This window comes from Streptomyces sp. NPDC002788, from assembly GCF_053592115.1.
The window spans coordinates 61,787-76,158 of record NZ_JBSFVB010000015.1 but is presented as its reverse complement, the minus strand read 5'-3'; the positions used below and the strand labels follow the sequence as shown (position 1 = coordinate 76,158).

Annotated in this window: 13 protein-coding genes, 2 pseudogenes and 1 riboswitch; of the genes and pseudogenes, 6 read left to right on the top strand and 9 right to left on the bottom strand. The window is 71.8% G+C overall.

All coding sequences use genetic code 11. From position 1 onward, the window contains the following. Positions 1 to 19: 19 nt before the first annotated feature. The 3 genes from ACWD1U_RS26460 to ACWD1U_RS26450 are packed head-to-tail and all read right to left on the bottom strand — an operon-like array spanning position 20 to position 2,951. Complete coding sequence (locus ACWD1U_RS26460; RefSeq protein ID WP_451111117.1) at positions 20 to 868, bottom strand: ABC transporter ATP-binding protein; 849 nt, start codon at positions 866 to 868, stop codon at positions 20 to 22. Further along, complete coding sequence (locus tag ACWD1U_RS26455; protein ID WP_451111115.1) at positions 865 to 1,926, bottom strand: FecCD family ABC transporter permease; 1,062 nt, start codon at positions 1,924 to 1,926, stop codon at positions 865 to 867. The genes ACWD1U_RS26460 and ACWD1U_RS26455 overlap by 4 nt, the downstream gene beginning before the upstream one ends. Next, the gene (locus ACWD1U_RS26450) at positions 1,923 to 2,951 is read right to left on the bottom strand and encodes an ABC transporter substrate-binding protein (RefSeq protein WP_451111113.1); all 1,029 of its coding nucleotides are present in this window, start codon (positions 2,949 to 2,951) and stop codon (positions 1,923 to 1,925) included. Before ACWD1U_RS26450 ends, ACWD1U_RS26455 begins: the two co-directional genes overlap by 4 nt. Before the next feature lie 84 nt (positions 2,952 to 3,035). Next, positions 3,036 to 3,196, bottom strand: a riboswitch (cobalamin riboswitch). 98 nt (positions 3,197 to 3,294) lie between these two features. Here ACWD1U_RS26450 and ACWD1U_RS26445 point away from each other — a divergent pair. The 3 genes from ACWD1U_RS26445 (at position 3,295) to ACWD1U_RS26435 (ending at position 6,940) form a co-directional block, all read left to right on the top strand. Further along, a complete protein-coding gene (locus ACWD1U_RS26445; protein WP_451111111.1) occupies positions 3,295 to 3,711 on the top strand; it encodes a CoA-binding protein in 417 nt (138 codons plus the stop codon). Positions 3,712 to 3,878: 167 nt separating this feature from the next. Beyond that, the gene (locus ACWD1U_RS26440) at positions 3,879 to 5,519 is read left to right on the top strand and encodes an APC family permease (RefSeq protein WP_451111109.1); all 1,641 of its coding nucleotides are present in this window, start codon (positions 3,879 to 3,881) and stop codon (positions 5,517 to 5,519) included. Positions 5,520 to 5,716: 197 nt separating this feature from the next. Continuing rightward, positions 5,717 to 6,940 (top strand): 4-hydroxybenzoate 3-monooxygenase, encoded by a 1,224-nt coding sequence (locus ACWD1U_RS26435; RefSeq protein WP_451111107.1) that lies wholly within the window; start codon positions 5,717 to 5,719, stop codon positions 6,938 to 6,940. 1 nt (position 6,941) lies between these two features. Here ACWD1U_RS26435 and ACWD1U_RS26430 read toward each other — a convergent pair whose 3' ends face one another. After that, the gene (locus ACWD1U_RS26430) at positions 6,942 to 7,301 is read right to left on the bottom strand and encodes an ArsR/SmtB family transcription factor (RefSeq protein WP_451111105.1); all 360 of its coding nucleotides are present in this window, start codon (positions 7,299 to 7,301) and stop codon (positions 6,942 to 6,944) included. Positions 7,302 to 7,365: 64 nt separating this feature from the next. Between ACWD1U_RS26430 and ACWD1U_RS26425 the strand changes: the two genes are divergently transcribed. Next, on the top strand, positions 7,366 to 8,424 hold the full coding sequence (locus ACWD1U_RS26425; protein WP_451111103.1) for a cation diffusion facilitator family transporter: 1,059 nt from the start codon (positions 7,366 to 7,368) through the stop codon (positions 8,422 to 8,424). A gap of 217 nt (positions 8,425 to 8,641) precedes the next feature. Here ACWD1U_RS26425 and ACWD1U_RS26420 read toward each other — a convergent pair whose 3' ends face one another. Beyond that, complete coding sequence (locus tag ACWD1U_RS26420; RefSeq protein WP_451111101.1) at positions 8,642 to 9,214, bottom strand: helix-turn-helix domain-containing protein; 573 nt, start codon at positions 9,212 to 9,214, stop codon at positions 8,642 to 8,644. Between the two features lie 95 nt (positions 9,215 to 9,309). Between ACWD1U_RS26420 and ACWD1U_RS26415 the strand changes: the two are divergent. Then, positions 9,310 to 9,703 (top strand): annotated as a pseudogene (locus tag ACWD1U_RS26415) (EamA family transporter). An 18-nt stretch (positions 9,704 to 9,721) separates the two neighbouring features. Here the strand turns inward: ACWD1U_RS26415 and ACWD1U_RS26410 are convergent. Beyond that, positions 9,722 to 10,537 carry an acyltransferase gene (locus ACWD1U_RS26410; RefSeq protein WP_451111099.1) on the bottom strand — a complete coding sequence of 272 codons (816 nt, stop codon included), beginning with the start codon at positions 10,535 to 10,537 and terminating at the stop codon, positions 9,722 to 9,724. 108 nt (positions 10,538 to 10,645) lie between these two features. Between ACWD1U_RS26410 and ACWD1U_RS26405 the strand changes: the two genes are divergently transcribed. After that, positions 10,646 to 11,173, top strand: a complete 528-nt coding sequence (locus ACWD1U_RS26405; RefSeq protein ID WP_451111098.1) for a gamma carbonic anhydrase family protein — start codon at positions 10,646 to 10,648, stop codon at positions 11,171 to 11,173. Positions 11,174 to 11,262: 89 nt separating this feature from the next. Here ACWD1U_RS26405 and ACWD1U_RS26400 read toward each other — a convergent pair whose 3' ends face one another. The 3 genes and pseudogenes from ACWD1U_RS26400 to ACWD1U_RS26390 form a co-directional block, all read right to left on the bottom strand. Further along, entirely contained in the window at positions 11,263 to 11,886 is a 624-nt protein-coding gene (locus ACWD1U_RS26400; protein ID WP_451111096.1) for a DedA family protein, read from the bottom strand. A 140-nt stretch (positions 11,887 to 12,026) separates the two neighbouring features. Next, positions 12,027 to 12,199 (bottom strand): annotated as a pseudogene (locus tag ACWD1U_RS26395) (phosphoketolase family protein); the annotation flags it as partial. 30 nt (positions 12,200 to 12,229) lie between these two features. Then, on the bottom strand, positions 12,230 to 14,077 hold the full coding sequence (locus ACWD1U_RS26390; protein ID WP_451111094.1) for a ricin-type beta-trefoil lectin domain protein: 1,848 nt from the start codon (positions 14,075 to 14,077) through the stop codon (positions 12,230 to 12,232). Positions 14,078 to 14,372 lie beyond the last annotated feature (295 nt).

The following is a 14,372-nucleotide window of genomic DNA, read 5'->3' as shown; positions in this document are numbered from 1 at the left end:
TCCGGACCGTGTGGCGCCATCACCCCACCGATGGCGTGCGCGCCGCTCCCTCCAGCGTCCCCAGGAACCGGACGTGGGGCCGTCCCCCGGGGCCTTCGCGGCGGACGTCCGCCCGTACCCCGTACACCTCGGCGATCAGCTCTTCCGTGAGGACGTCTCCCGGTGTGCCGCCCGCCACCACCCGCCCGGCGCTCAGCACCACGACCCGGTCGCAGTACATCGCCGCGAGGTTGAGGTCGTGCAGGGCGACGACCGTCGTGACCGGCAGGCCGGTGACCAGGGCGAGCAGGTCGAGCTGGTGGTGGATGTCGAGGTGGTTGGTCGGCTCGTCCAGGAGGAGTTCGCGGGGCTCCTGGGCGAGGGCGCGGGCGATCTGCACCCGCTGGCGTTCGCCGCCCGAGAGCGTGTGCCAGGGCTGGCCGGCACGGTCGGTGAGGCCGGTGCGCTCCAGCGCGGCACGCACGGCCCGCTCATCGTCGGCCGAGGCGGGTGTCCAGGCGCGGCGGTGCGGGACGCGGCCCAGCCGTACGACGTCCGCGACCGTCAACTCGACCTGCGTTTCGGACTGTTGCTCGACGACGGCCAGGCGGCGGGCGACCGTTCGGCGGGGCAGGTCGCCCAGCGGTGTGCCGTCCAGGGTGACGACTCCGGCGGTCGGCGTGAGCAACCCGGCCAGCAGCCGCAGCAGGGTGGACTTGCCGGAGCCGTTGGGACCGAGGACGCCGACCGTGGAACCGGTCTCCGGCGCGAGGACGACGCCGTCCAGGATGAGGCGTCCGTCGGCGCGGCGGTCCACCCGGTCGGCCCGCAACCCGGCCCCGCCCGCGGGTGCCCCGCTCCCGCCCACCGGTGCTCCCGTCCCGCTCACCGCGCCCTCCGCGTCCGGTAGAGCACGACCACGAACGCCGGCACCCCGACCAGCGACGTCACCACCCCCACGGGAACCTCCTGCGGATCCAGCACCGTCCGGGCGAGGGTGTCCACCCACACCAGGAACACCGCCCCTGCCAGCGCCGTGACCGGCAGCAGCCGGGCGTGCCCGGGACCGGTCAGGGCCCGGGCGGCGTGCGGCAGGACCAGCCCGACGAAGCCGATCGCCCCGGCCGAACTGACCAGCGCGGCCGTGAGCAGGGCCGTGACGCACAGCAGCACCAGGCGGGTGCGGGCCACGGACACCCCGAGCGCGGCCGCCGCGTCCTGCCCGAAGGCGAAGGCGTCGAGGGTACGGGCGTACGACAGGCACACGACCAGCGCCACGGCCAGGACGGCCAGGCACAGCCGGACGTCGCTCCAGCCCGCGCCGCCGAGCGAGCCGAGGAGCCAGAACAGCACGCCCCGGGTCGTCTCGGCGTCGGCGGCGGTCATCACCACGAAGGAGGTGAGCGCGGAGAAGAGCTGCATGGCGGCCACGCCCGCGAGGACCACGCGGTCGGTGGTGCCGCCGAGGGTGTGGCTGAGCAGCAGCACGAGCGCGAAGGACACCAGGGCGCCGAGGAACGCGCCGGCGGACACCGAGACGGCACCGCCGCCCACGCCCAGCACGACCACGACCACCGCGCCGGTGGAGGCGCCCGAGGACACCCCGAGCACGAACGGGTCGGCGAGCGGGTTGCGCAGCAGCGACTGCATGACGGCCCCGCACACGGCGAGCCCGGCCCCGCACACGGCGGCGAGCAGGGTGCGGGGCAGTCGCAACTGCCAGACGATGCCGTCCCGGATCGGCGTCAGCTCCGAACTGCCGAGGCCGACGTGGGCGGCCACCACGGACCACACGTCACCGACGCGGATGTCGGCGGGACCGATGGTGATGGCCACGGCGAGGGAGGCGACGAGCGCGACGGTCCCGGCCACGCCCAGAGCGAGCCCGGCTCGGCGCCGGGCGCCGGCCGCCGGTCCCGCCACCTCCGGCAGGTCCCGGACGGTCACTCGGCCCGCCCGAACCGGCGCAGCCCGGCGGCGACCTGCTCCACGCCCGCGACCGTACGGATGGTCGGGTTCATGGCCTGCCCGCTGAGCAGCACGTACCGCTTGTGCCGGACCGCGTCCATGTTCCTGGTGACCGGGTTGGACTCCAGGAAGGCGATCTTCTTCGCGGCCGACTCGGCGGTCTGTGACTTCCGGGTCAGATCGCCGATGACGAGGACGTCGGGGTCGCGGTCGGCGACCGTCTCCCAGTTGACCTGCGGCCACTCCTCGTGCGTGTCGTCGAAGACGTTCTTCGCGCCGAGGGCCCGGGTGATGATGCCGGGCGCTCCGCAACAGCCCGCCACGTACGGCGACTCGGAGTTGGCGAACCAGTACAGAAGGGTGACGTCGGAGGCGTCGACGCCCGAGGTGGCCTTCGCCATGCGCTGCCTGAGGGAGGCCACGAGCTCGTCGCCGCGCTTCTTCACGCCGAACACGGTGGCCAGGTCGCGTACTTCGCGGTAGACGGTGTCGATGCCGAGTGCCTTGTCCCGGATGCCGTCGCCGCCCGACGAGTTGTCCTTGCCGGCGCAGTCGGACGGCGAGACGTACGTGGGCACGCCGAGCTTCTCGAACTGCTCGCGGGTGGCGACGCCGCCCTTGCCGAGGGTGGAGACGAAGGAGGCGGCGACGAAGTCGGGGTCGGCGTCCAAAACCGTTTCGAAGGACGGATTGTTGTCGGCGATGCGCGGCACCTTCGCGTTGGCCTTCTCCAGCCCCTTCATCACGGGGTCGGTCCAGGTGGCCGTGCCCGCGAGGCGGTCGCCGAGGCCGAGGGAGAGCAGGATCTCGGTGGTGCCCTGGTTGAGGGAGACGGCGTGCTGCGGCGGGGCCTCGACGCGGACCTCGTGGCCGCAGTCGTCGAGGGTGACGGCGGCCTTCGCGGTGGTGGCCTTCGAGTCGCCGCAGCCGGTCAGGAGCAGGGAGCCGAGCAAGGAGCCGGCCGCGAGCAGCACGGTGGCACGGGCGGGTCGGGCGAGGGGCACGGGAACCAGTCCTCAGTCGTCGAGGGCTCGATCGCGGAGCCCGGTCGTACGTTGCTCCCCCGCCGCGTACCGGCCGCGGGGGCCGCCAGCAGGTCTTCGGACTCGGGTTCGACCGGATCGGGGCGCCTTCCCGGACACCCGCGAGAGCGTCCAGTGGCCGAGGCCCCGCCCGTCCCCCTCACCGCTGCGCGTCAGTTCCGGATTCGCACCGGATTCCCTGACCCACGTACATGGGTTCGACTGGCCTCGGCAAGCTATCACGGGGGGCCGCGGGGGGAATCACCGCGCGTCCGGCGGCGTTGTGGCGGGCACAGTTCTTCCGCGACTTTCGAGGAGGTCACCCGTGTACGGCGACGAGGCAACGGTCCGCAGGATTCTCACCGGGCTCGGCGACACCTGGGCGGTGGTGGGCCTGTCGTCGAACCGGGAGCGCGCGGCGTACGGCGTGGCCGCCGTGCTGCAGCGGTTCGGCAAGCGCGTCGTGCCGGTGCACCCGAAGGCGGAGACGGTACACGGCGAGCAGGGGTACGCGAGCCTGGCGGACATTCCCTTCGACGTGGACGTCGTGGACGTGTTCGTGAACAGCGACCTCGCCGGCGCGGTCGCCAACGAGGCGGTCGCGAAGGGGGCGAAGGCGGTGTGGTTCCAGCTCGGCGTCGTCGACGAGGCGGCGTACGACCGGACCCGCGCGGCGGGCCTGGAGACGGTGATGGACCGCTGCCCGGCCATCGAGATCCCGCGGCTGGGCTTGAGACGTTAACGGCTCTCTGATTTCCCCGTACAGATTCCTTGAAGATTTCTCCTGGAAATCCCCGCCCCCGGTCAAATGCACGGCAACAGTCTTCTGCCGGTCGACAATTGATACCTAGCCTGACGGCCTCTTGCACGCCGAACGCTCTGTTCATTTTATGAGAGGCCCCTAAGAACATGGTAAGTGTCGACCAGGCGGTACCGGGGGTGAAGGGGAGTCCGGGCGGACTGCGCCGGGACGTCGGGCTCATCGGACTGATGTGGGCCTCCGTAGGCTCCATCATCGGCTCCGGCTGGCTCTACGGCGCCAAGAACGCCGTCATGATGGCCGGTCCGGCGGCGATCATCTCGTGGGTGATCGGTGCCGTCGCGATCGTCCTCCTCGCCCTGGTGCACGCCGAGCTCGGCGGCATGTTCCCGGTGGCGGGCGGCACGGCGCGTTACCCGCACTACGCCTTCGGCGGCCTGGCCGGCATGTCGTTCGGCTGGTTCGCCTGGCTGCAGGCGGCGACCGTGGCCCCGATCGAGGTCGAGGCCATGATCGGCTACGCCGGCCACTGGGACTTCGCGAAGGGCTTCCTGCACCAGCAGGACAGCACCCTGACGACCAGCGGCCTCATTGTCGCTGTCTTCCTGATGGCCGTTTTCGTCGCGGTCAACTTCCTCGGCGTGAAGGTACTGGCACACACCAACAGCGCGGCCACCTGGTGGAAGATCGCCGTCCCACTGGCCGCGATCTTCATCGTCGCGGTGGGCAACTTCCACCCGGGCAACTTCGCCTCGGAGGGCTTCGCCCCGTTCGGCGCCAAGGGTGTGCTGAGCGCCATCAGCACCAGCGGCATCATCTTCGCCCTGCTGGGATTCGAGCAGGCGATCCAGCTCGCTGGTGAGAGCCGCAACCCCCAGCGCGACCTGCCGCGCGCGACCCTCGGCTCGGTCGCGATCGGCGCGATCATCTACGTCCTGCTCCAGGTCGTGTTCATCGCCGCGCTGCCCCACAGCACGTTCGCGCACGGCTGGGCCGACCTCAAGTTCCCGGGCATCGACGGCCCCTGGGCGGGTTTGGCGACCCTGGTGGGCCTGGGCTGGCTGAGTGTCGTGCTGTACCTCGACGCCGTGGTCTCCCCCGGCGGCACCGGCCTGATCTACACCACCGCCACCTCCCGCGTCTCCTTCGGCCTCTCCAAGAACGGCTACGCGCCGAAGCTGTTCGAGAAGGTCGACGCCCGCGGCGTGCCGTGGTTCGGCCTGATCCTCTCCTTCGTGACGGGTGTCCTCTGCTTCCTTCCCTTCCCCAGTTGGCAGAAGCTGGTCGGCTTCATCACCTCGGCCAGCGTCCTGATGTACGCGGGAGCGCCACTGGCATACGGCGTGTTCGCCGACAAGCTGCCCGACCACGATCGCCCCTACCGCCTCCCCGGCGGCAAGCTGATCTCCCCGCTGTCCTTCGTGGTGGCCAACCTCGTCATCTACTGGGCCACTTGGGACGTCCTGTGGCGGCTCGGCGTGGCGATCATCCTCGGCTACGTGCTGCTCGGCGGCTACGCCCTGTACGCCAGGAGCAAGGGCCTGCCCGACGCGCCGCGGATGGACTTCAAAGCCGCCCAGTGGCTCCCGGTCTACCTGCTCGGCATGGGCGTGATCTCATGGCAGGGCGGTTTCGGCGGGCGGGGCGACATCCCGCTGTGGTGGGACATCCTCATCGTCACCGTCTTCTCCCTGGCGATCTACTACTGGGCCCGCGCCGTGGCCTCACGCCCCGAGGAGATCCGGCGCAGCATCGACGAGGTGGTGGTCGTGGACGTGCCCACGCACTGAATCCGGCCGGGCGGCGAGTGTGCCCGAGTGAGGTCGTCGACGGCACAGCCGCCAAAAAGCCCGTGCACCACGCCCATCGGAATCCATATTGATCCGATTCGGACCTCTGCACCTGGTGGCGGAGTTCTTCTCAGGTGAACCGACTGCCGTTTCCGGCGGTCGGTTTTCCGCTGTCCCGGCGACGTCATAATGTGAAGGTGACCTCCACCTCACCCCGTCGCGACTCCGCGTCGGCACGACGTTCTCCGGTCGTCGTCGTGGGCGCGGGTCCCGCCGGCCTCACCCTCGGCAACACCCTGCGGGCCGCCTCGGTGGACTGCCTGGTGCTGGAGACCGAGACCCGGGAGTTCATCGAACAGCGGCCCCGGGCCGGGGTCATCGAGGAATGGGCCGTACGGGGACTGGAGAAGCGGGGCCTTGCCCGCAACCTGCTGGACCGGGCGGAGCTGCACACCACGTGCGAGTTTCGTTTCGACGGGGAGCGGTACCGGTTCGCGTACGGCGAGCTGACGGGCAGCCACCACTTCGTCTATCCGCAGCCGTCATTGGTGACGGACCTGGTCCGCGAGTACGCCGACGTGCGCGGCGGGCAGATCCGCTTCGGGGTCCGGGACGTACGGCTCCACGACTTCGACTCCGACCGGCCGTCCGTGTCCTACCTCTGCCCCGAGACGGGTGAACGGCAGTTCGTGCACTGCGACTTCATCGCCGGCTGCGACGGGGCGCGTGGCGTGACCCGTGCCTCGCTGCCGCCGGAGCGGGTCCAGGTCGCGCGGCACGACTACGGCATCGGGTGGCTGGCGCTCCTCGCCGAGGCACCGCCCTCCGCCGACTGCGTGCTCTTCGGCTGCCATGCGCGCGGGTTCGCCGGGCAGATGCCCCGCAGCCCAAAGGTGACGCGCTACTACCTCCAGTGCCCGCCGGGCGACGACCCGGAGAACTGGCCGCACGAGCGCGTCTGGGCGGAACTCCAGGCGCGGCTCTCAGCGGCCGGTGCGCCGCCGCTGACGGAGGGGCGGCTGATCGAGAAGCGCGTGCTGGACATGCACGACTACGTGGTCGAGCCCATGACGCACGGCCGGCTCTTCCTCGCGGGCGACGCCGCCCACCTGGTCGCCCCGATCGCCGCCAAGGGCATGAACCTCGCCCTGCACGACGGGTTCCTGCTCGGGGACGCCCTGGTCGCCCACCTGACCACGGGTGACGACAGCGGCCTGGCCGGCTACGCGCAGGCGTGCCTGCGGCGGGTGTGGGACTACCAGGAGTTCTCGCAGTGGCTGTCCGAGGTGTACCACGGCACGGCGGCGGGCGACCCGTTCCGCGCGGGCACCACGCTCGCCCGGCTGCGCCGGCTGTTCACCTCGCCCGCTGCGGCGGCACATTTCGCCGAGCAGTACCTCGGGACGGCCGCGCGGTACTGACTCAGTCGTGCGGGGGGCGGTCACTGAGGCGGTGGTCGGCCACGTTCAGCGCCTCGTCCACGAGCCGGCGCAGATGGCCGTCGCGGAGTGAGTAGATCACCCGGCGGCCCTCCTTGCGGGTGTTCACCAGGCCCGCGAGACGCAGTCGCGCCAGGTGCTGACTGACGGCGGGACGTTGCGCCCCGCACGCCTCCGTGAGCGTCGTGACATCGGCCTCCGATCCGGCCAGCGCGTGCAGCAGGGCGAGGCGGGTCCGGTCCCCCAGCAGAGCGAGCAGTTCGGCGGCGAGCGCGAACTGCTCCTCGCCGGGGCTGCGCGGATGCGCATCGTGCGCAGGTGACAGGTGCATGCGTGCGCTCATACGCACATAATGGCCCCACGACGTGGGTACGTCCACTCTCGCGCGCACCGGAAGGGGAATCCACGTGATCGACCGGCACGAGCACCCGCACCCTCACGACCACGGGCACGACCACGACCACGACCACGACCACGGGCATGGCATGCGGCATCGCGTGGCCCACCTCCTCGCCCCGCACTCCCACGAGACGATCGACAAGGTCGACTCCGCCCTGGAGTCCTCGGCCCGGGGTATGCGGGCGCTCTGGGTCTCCCTCGCGGTGCTGGGTGTGACGGCGCTGGTCCAGGCGGTGGTGGTGGCCGCCTCGGGCTCGGTGGCGCTGCTCGGGGACACGGTGCACAACACCGCGGACGCGCTGACCGCCGTGCCGCTCGGCATCGCGTTCGTGCTGGGGCGACGCGCGGCCACCCGCCGCTTCACCTACGGCTACGGGCGGGCCGAGGACCTGGCGGGCCTGGTGATCGTACTGACGATCGCCGCGTCCGCCGCCTTCGCGGGTTGGACGGCGGTCGACCGCCTCCTCGACCCGCGCCCCGTCCAGCACGTCCCGGCGGTCGCCGTGGCCGCCCTCGCCGGTTTCGCGGGCAACGAGTGGGTGGCTCGCTACCGCATCCGTGTCGGCCGCTCGATCGGCTCGGCCGCGCTGGTCGCTGACGGGCTGCACGCCCGGACCGACGGGTTCACGTCACTGGCCGTGCTGCTGGGCGCCGGAGGCTCGGCCCTGGGCTGGCACCTGGCGGACCCTGTCGTCGGGCTGGCGATCACGGCGGCGATCGCTCTGGTGCTGCGGGACGCGGCGCGGGAGGTGTTCCGGCGGGTGATGGACGCCGTCGACCCGGCCCTGGTGGACCGTGCCGAACAGGCGCTGGCCGGGGTCGTCGGTGTGCGCGGGGTGGGTGAGCTGCGGCTGCGCTGGATCGGCCACCGGTTGCGCGCCGAGGTGGCGGTCGTGGTCGACGGCGACGTCACGGTACGGCAGGCGCACCGCATCGCCGTCGACGCCGAACACGCGCTGCTGCACGCCGTACCGCGCCTGACCGCGGCCCTGGTCCACGCGGATCCCGAACCGGCCCCGGGCGAGACAGACCCGCACCTGGCGCTGGCCCACCACACGGCGGCGTAGCGCGGACGGGCCACCCCGAGTCCTCCAGCACCACCACACTGCGGCAGTTCCGCGAAGGCCTTGCCCGGCGCGCTCCGCGACGGCCGCGGCGACCAGGACGGCCCGCCGTCCGGCAGTCCGAGCGGCGTGATGCCGCCGTGCTCCATACCGGGCTCGCCGGTCGACCTGCCGTCGAGGCGAACACCAGCGGACCGCGTCGCGGGCCGGGCGTGGCGTCTCAGGACACGGGCGGCACCGAGACAGCCATGACCATCTCCATCGGCACGTCGCCGGTGTTGCCGTACGTGTGCGGGACGTTGGCCTCGAAGTGGACGCTCGCTCCCGCGGGGACGCGGTGCTCGACGCCGTCGACGGTGAGTGTCAGTTCCCCGGCCGTGACGTGGAGCAGTTCGGTCGTGCCGGCGGGGTGCGGGTCCGATGGGCTGCTCTCGCCGGGCATCAGCCGCCAGTCCCACATCTCCAGGGGGCCGGGCGCCTCAGTGCCCGCGAGCAGCCGGTTGTAGCTGCCGGCATCGGTGTGCCACAACCGCACGGCCTGCTCGGCGGGGACGATGCGGACGTTCGGGCCCTGCTCGTGGTCGAGCAGCGTGGTGATGCTGATGCCGAGCGCGTCGCCGATCTTGACGACGGTGCCGAGGCTGGGGTTGGTGCGGGCCTGCTCGATCTGGATGAGCATGCCGCGGCTGACGCCTGCGCGGGCGGCGAGCACGTCCAGGGTGAAGCCGCGCACCGCGCGCCAGTGCTTGACGCTGCGCGCCAGGGACTGGGTCAGCAGGTCGAGGTCCGACACATTCCGTCCAATATTCTGTATGACACAGTGCAACAGAATGCACTAGGGTGTGGTGCCTGATCGTTCACTGAACTGTACTGCGAGGCTTCCGTTCCATGACAGCGCTCTTCGCCCTGGCCACAAGCGTGCTGTGGGGACTGGCCGACTTCGGCGGCGGACTGCTGACCCGCCGCACGCCCGCGCTCACGGTGGTCGTGGTCTCGCAGTCGATCGCGGTGGCCGTGCTGGGCGCGGTCGCGGTGGCGATCAGCGGCTGGAGCGAGGCGGGGCCGCAGCTGGGGTTCGCCGCCTCGCGGACGTAGCCGCGAACGGCACGTCCTCGATCGCCGCGCAGCAGGGCCCGGTCACGGTGGCGGCCGTGCTCGCATCCCTCTACCCGGTGGTGACGGCCGTGGCTGCACGGGGCGTCCTTCACGAGCGGCTGCGGGCGGTGCAGGCCGCGGGGGCGGGTCTGGCCCTGGTAGGACGGTGCTGCTGGCGTCGGGCTGAGCCCGGCTCACTCGCCCGTCAGGCCCTGCCCGGGACGTCGGGCCCCGGCTCCAGCTCCGCCAGTCCGGCCGCCGCCTCCTCGTCCAGCTCCGCCAGTCGCGCCGCGGTCTGCTCGTCCATCTCCGACAGCGCGCGCAACTGCTCGGGCGTGACGCCCTCCGGGATCGGTACCGGCGGCGGGGTGCGCAGCGGCGGCTGCCAGCCGTCGGCCGGTGTCCAGCGCCGTACGACGCGGGCCGGTGCGCCCGCCACCACGGCGTGGTCCGGCACGGTGCCCCGGACCACCGCGCCGGCGGCCACCACCACGTTCCGCCCGATCCGGGCCCCGGGCAGGATCACCGCTCCCGTGCCGATCCAGCAGCCCGGCCCGATCTCCACCGGCTCCATCCGCGGCCACTGCTTGCCGATCGGCTCGTGCGGATCGTCGTAGGAGTGGTTCGTGGACGTGACGTACACGTACGGCCCGAAGTAGCAGTCGCTGCCGATCGTGACCGTCGTGTCCGCGATGACGTGGCTGCCACGGCCCAGGACGACGCCGTCGCCGAGACGCAGGATGGGGTCCGGGCCGAGATCGAGATCGGGCATCAGGCCCGCGGTGAGGGTGACCTGCTCGCCGATGATGCAGTGGGCGCCGAGGTGGATCCAGGGTTCACCGAAGACCGTGCCCAGCGGGAAGGCCAGCCTGGTACCTGTTCCTATCGTGCCGAACCGGTACCGGCCGGGGTGCTCGGCGGTCACGGAAGCCGTCCGTTGCAGCCAGGCCCAGCCTGTGTGGACGGCGCGCTGTGTGAGGCCCCGCCGCCAGGATGAGAACGTGTTCTTGCGCTTAGGCACGAGGTCACCGTACTCAGCGGAGAGACCCCTCATGGGGGCGAGGGCCTGTGATCTTCACCCCACGGGTGGCGTACGGTGCCGGAGTCGACGACGTTTCTGGAGGCGGACATGGGACACCGGGCGATGATCACGGGCATCGGCGGCCGGGAGCCGGACATCGACGAGACGGCGTTCGTGGCGCCGACGGCGTCGGTGATCGGGAGTGTGACGCTGGGTGCGGGGGCGAGCGTCTGGTACGGGGCCGTGGTGCGCGGTGACGTCGAGGCGATCTCCGTCGGCGCGAGCAGCAATGTCCAGGACAATTGCACGGTGCATGCCGACCCGGGGTTCCCGGTGACGGTGGGTGAGCGGGTGTCCATCGGGCACAACGCCGTGGTGCACGGGGCGACCGTCGGGGACGACTGTCTGATCGGGATGGGAGCGACGGTGCTGAACGGTGCGGTGATCGGGGCCGGGTCCCTGGTCGCCGCGCAGGCACTGGTGCCGCAGGGCATGGTCGTGCCGCCCGGGTCGCTGGTCGCGGGGGTGCCTGCGAAGGTCCGGCGGGAGCTGTCGGAGGAGGAGCGGCAGGGGGTCACCCTCAACGGCACGATGTATGGCGAGTTGGCCACGGCGCACCGCGAGGCGCATGCGTAGGTCGCTCGGCGGGTGCGGGTCGTGTGCGGCTGGTCGCGCCCACGTGGCGGAGCCGCACATCGACACGGCCCCGCGCCCCTGAGGGCGTCCTACTCTGCCGCCACCACGGGTGCTGCCTTCTTCGCCTTGCGCTTCAGGATCAGCATGGACGTGAGACCGACCAGGACGGCCGCCACCAGACCCAGCCACGAGAAGCGCTTCAGCCAGGACTCCGCGACGATGCCGACGTAGTAGATGACCGCTGTCGTGCCGCCGGCCCAGACGATGCCGCCGAGGACGTTGGCGATGAGGAACTTCCAGTACGGCATGTGCAGGACACCGGCGAGGGGGCCGGCGAAGATGCGCAGGAGGGCGACGAAGCGGCCGAAGAAGACGGCCCACATGCCCCACTTCTCGAAGGAGCGCTCGGCGGTGGCGATGTGCCCCTCGCTGAAGTGCTTGGGGAACTTCTTGCCCAGCCGGGCCAGCAGGGGCCGACCGCCCTTGCGGCCGATGGCGTAGCCGATGGAGTCGCCGATGATCGCGCCGGCCGTGGCGCTGGCGCCCAGGACGAGGGGGTCGATCTCGCCGTGTTGGGAGGCGAGCAGCGCCGAGGAGACGAGGATGATCTCGCCCGGCAGCGGGATGCCCAGGCTTTCCAGGCCGATCACCAGGCCCACCAGCGCGTAGACGGCGACCGCCGGTACGGTTTCGAGCCACTCCTGGACGTGCAACGCCGGTTCCTTTCCCTGTGCTTCCCCTGCGTGCCCCGGGAAGCCTACCGGCTCATAGGACGCCCCTCGCGGCTCAGGCGTTCCAACTCCACTCGGCGACCTCGGGCAGGTCGGTGCCGTGCTCACGGATCAAGGCAGGGTGGGACATCACGGGCGCAGGCCAGGACGGCATCGGGCTCGCTGCCGTCCCGCGTGCCGCCCGTCCCCAGGTGCCGGCGCCACGGGCGCAGTGGACCGGGGCCTCGTCCACGGGCAGCCAGTCGAAGCAGGGCTGCCTGCCCGCCACGACGACGTTGACGTGGTCGCGGCTGCGGGGTCACCCGAGCGGCCGCCCCGAGCCCTGCTACGGCAGGGCGACCGAGTGGAGCGTCGTGACGGTGTCGGAGACGACGGCGGCCGCGGGGCCGAGTACGTCGGTGCCGGACTGCGCCCCGGGCTCCGCTGAGGACGCTCCGGGCCCGGCCCCGTCGCAGCAGCCCACCTGCGCGAACCGCATCCCGTACCGCTCCCGCGGCAGGTCGGCGGACTTCGTCCGCGGCGGCTCCGGCCGGCGCCCGGGCGGGGCACTGTCGTACGGCTGCTCCTGCTTCTTCCGGCGGCTCTCCCGGGGCGGGTCCTCGGACCGCTTCGCCCGGGACTCCCCGGAGGTGAGCGCCGGTTCCAGCGCCCAGCGTTGGGCCTCGGACCCGTCGCGTGCCGTGACGATCACGTCCCGGCCCTTCCCGGCGGCGACGGCCCGCCCGTCGGCGCCGCGCGGCAGTAACTCACCGCGCACGGTCAGGTCGTGACGGACGACCCCGGCGTGCACGAGGCAGCCGGCCACCACGACCGAGCCCTCGGCCGAGTCGGACGCGAGGCAGAGCGTGGGGTCGGCGGCGAGCCGCAGCATGCCGTCGTCCTGGTAGGTCCACTGCGGCGATCCGGCGGAGCAGCCGGTCAGCGCGAGGGGGGCGTCGGCACGCGGCCGGCCGCCGCGGACGTCGAGGCACAGACCGGTGTCGAGGTTGCGCAGCCGGCCCCGGGCCACTTCGGCGGGGTGGTCCGCGGAGGCGGCCGACGGGGGACGTCCCGCGTCCGGGCCCGCGGAGGAGGACTCCCCTGGGTCCGGCCTCACCGGTGAGGACTTCACCGCGTCCGGGTCGACGGAATGGCCGCTGACCGCTCCCCACGTGGCCTGCGGGTCGGCGGGGCCGCCCTCCTCCGTCCAGCCCCGGGCGGTCAGCAGGGTCGCGAGCAGGACGAGGGAGGTCACCCCGACCGCGGCGGCCAGCGCTTTCGCATGCCGCTTCGACGACCCGGGCCGCCCGCCCGCCTGCGGGGCACGGGACTTGAGGCGGTGGCGGCCGCCGGCGGCCAGGGCGTCCCGGCCCCCGCCGCGGCCCGGCCGTGATTCCAGATAGCGGCGGGCGCCCCACCCCAGCACGGTCTCCGCGAGCAGGTCCTCCAAACCGCCCTCGAAATGGCTGAGTTGCTCGGCGGCGTGCCGACAGTAGCGGCAGGCCATGAGATGCCGTTGCACATCCGGCAGCAGGGCTCCGCCGCGGCGCATCGGGACATCGAGCAGGCGGTTGTAGTAGCGGCATTCCCGCGTCGGCGCGAGTTCCCGGTGTGCCCGCACGCAACCCGACCGGAATTGCTCACGCGCCTGCTCCAGCGCGGCCGACGCGGTACCGGCGTCCACTCCGAGCAGACCGGCCGGTACGGATATGGACTCGGCCTCGACCTCCGTGTGCCAGAGCAGGCATTGGGAAGCCCCCGGAAGGGCACGGAAAGCACGTTCGGCGAGGCGCCGTCTTTCGGGTGTCACGGACCGGGCGGCGCGCAGGCCGCGCGCCCCGACGGTTTTGCGGAGTTCCGGCAGCACTTGGGAAATTCCGCTGTCGGCGGCCCACTCCCCGACCGTGTCCCGCACGGCCGCGAGCAGACGGGGACGCAGAGCGCCGCCGCCCGGCCGGGCCAGTTCCCGGCGGAAGGCCGCGGCAGCCGCCATCGACGCCGAGTCATGCGAGGACGCCAGGCAGATCACGGCGTACTCGTGGACAGCGCGCCAGTGCCGTGCCAGCAACAGCGCGACGGCGTGCGGCCCTTCATCCGGCGCACCGACCCGGGCGAGAAGATTGCGGTCGGACTCGGCGGGCGTCGCTCCGGGTCGTGGCGGGTACGGCGGGCGTGGGGGGTAGGGGGATTGCACGGAACCATTTCCTTCCAGCCGCAGGACGACATGCGAATTGCGCGTCCGTCGGAAAGCAGGTGCTTGATTGGTGCATACCTGTGCCGCGTCAGCTGTGGACTCGGCTGTGAGGTGGCTCACTTTCGCACACGCGACTGACAGGTAACAAGGAGTTCGGATGACCCAAGTTCAAAACGCGGGGAATTCGGATATGTTACCGGCGGTATCCACACCGGCTTTCGAGAACGCCGCCGGTAAGACCGGCAAGTTGTGTGCAGTCAAAGGCGGTTGGTCCACGAAATCTCCAACTCCACAG

Bases quoted from the DNA above. Each gene is read 5' to 3' on its own strand.
- ACWD1U_RS26430 (WP_451111105.1), bottom strand. From the start codon at position 7,301: ATGAGCGCACGCATGCACCTGTCACCTGCGCACGATGCGCATCCGCGC.
- ACWD1U_RS26440 (WP_451111109.1), top strand. From the start codon at position 3,879: ATGGTAAGTGTCGACCAGGCGGTACCGGGGGTGAAGGGGAGTCCGGGC.
- ACWD1U_RS26405 (WP_451111098.1), top strand. From the start codon at position 10,646: ATGGGACACCGGGCGATGATCACGGGCATCGGCGGCCGGGAGCCGGAC.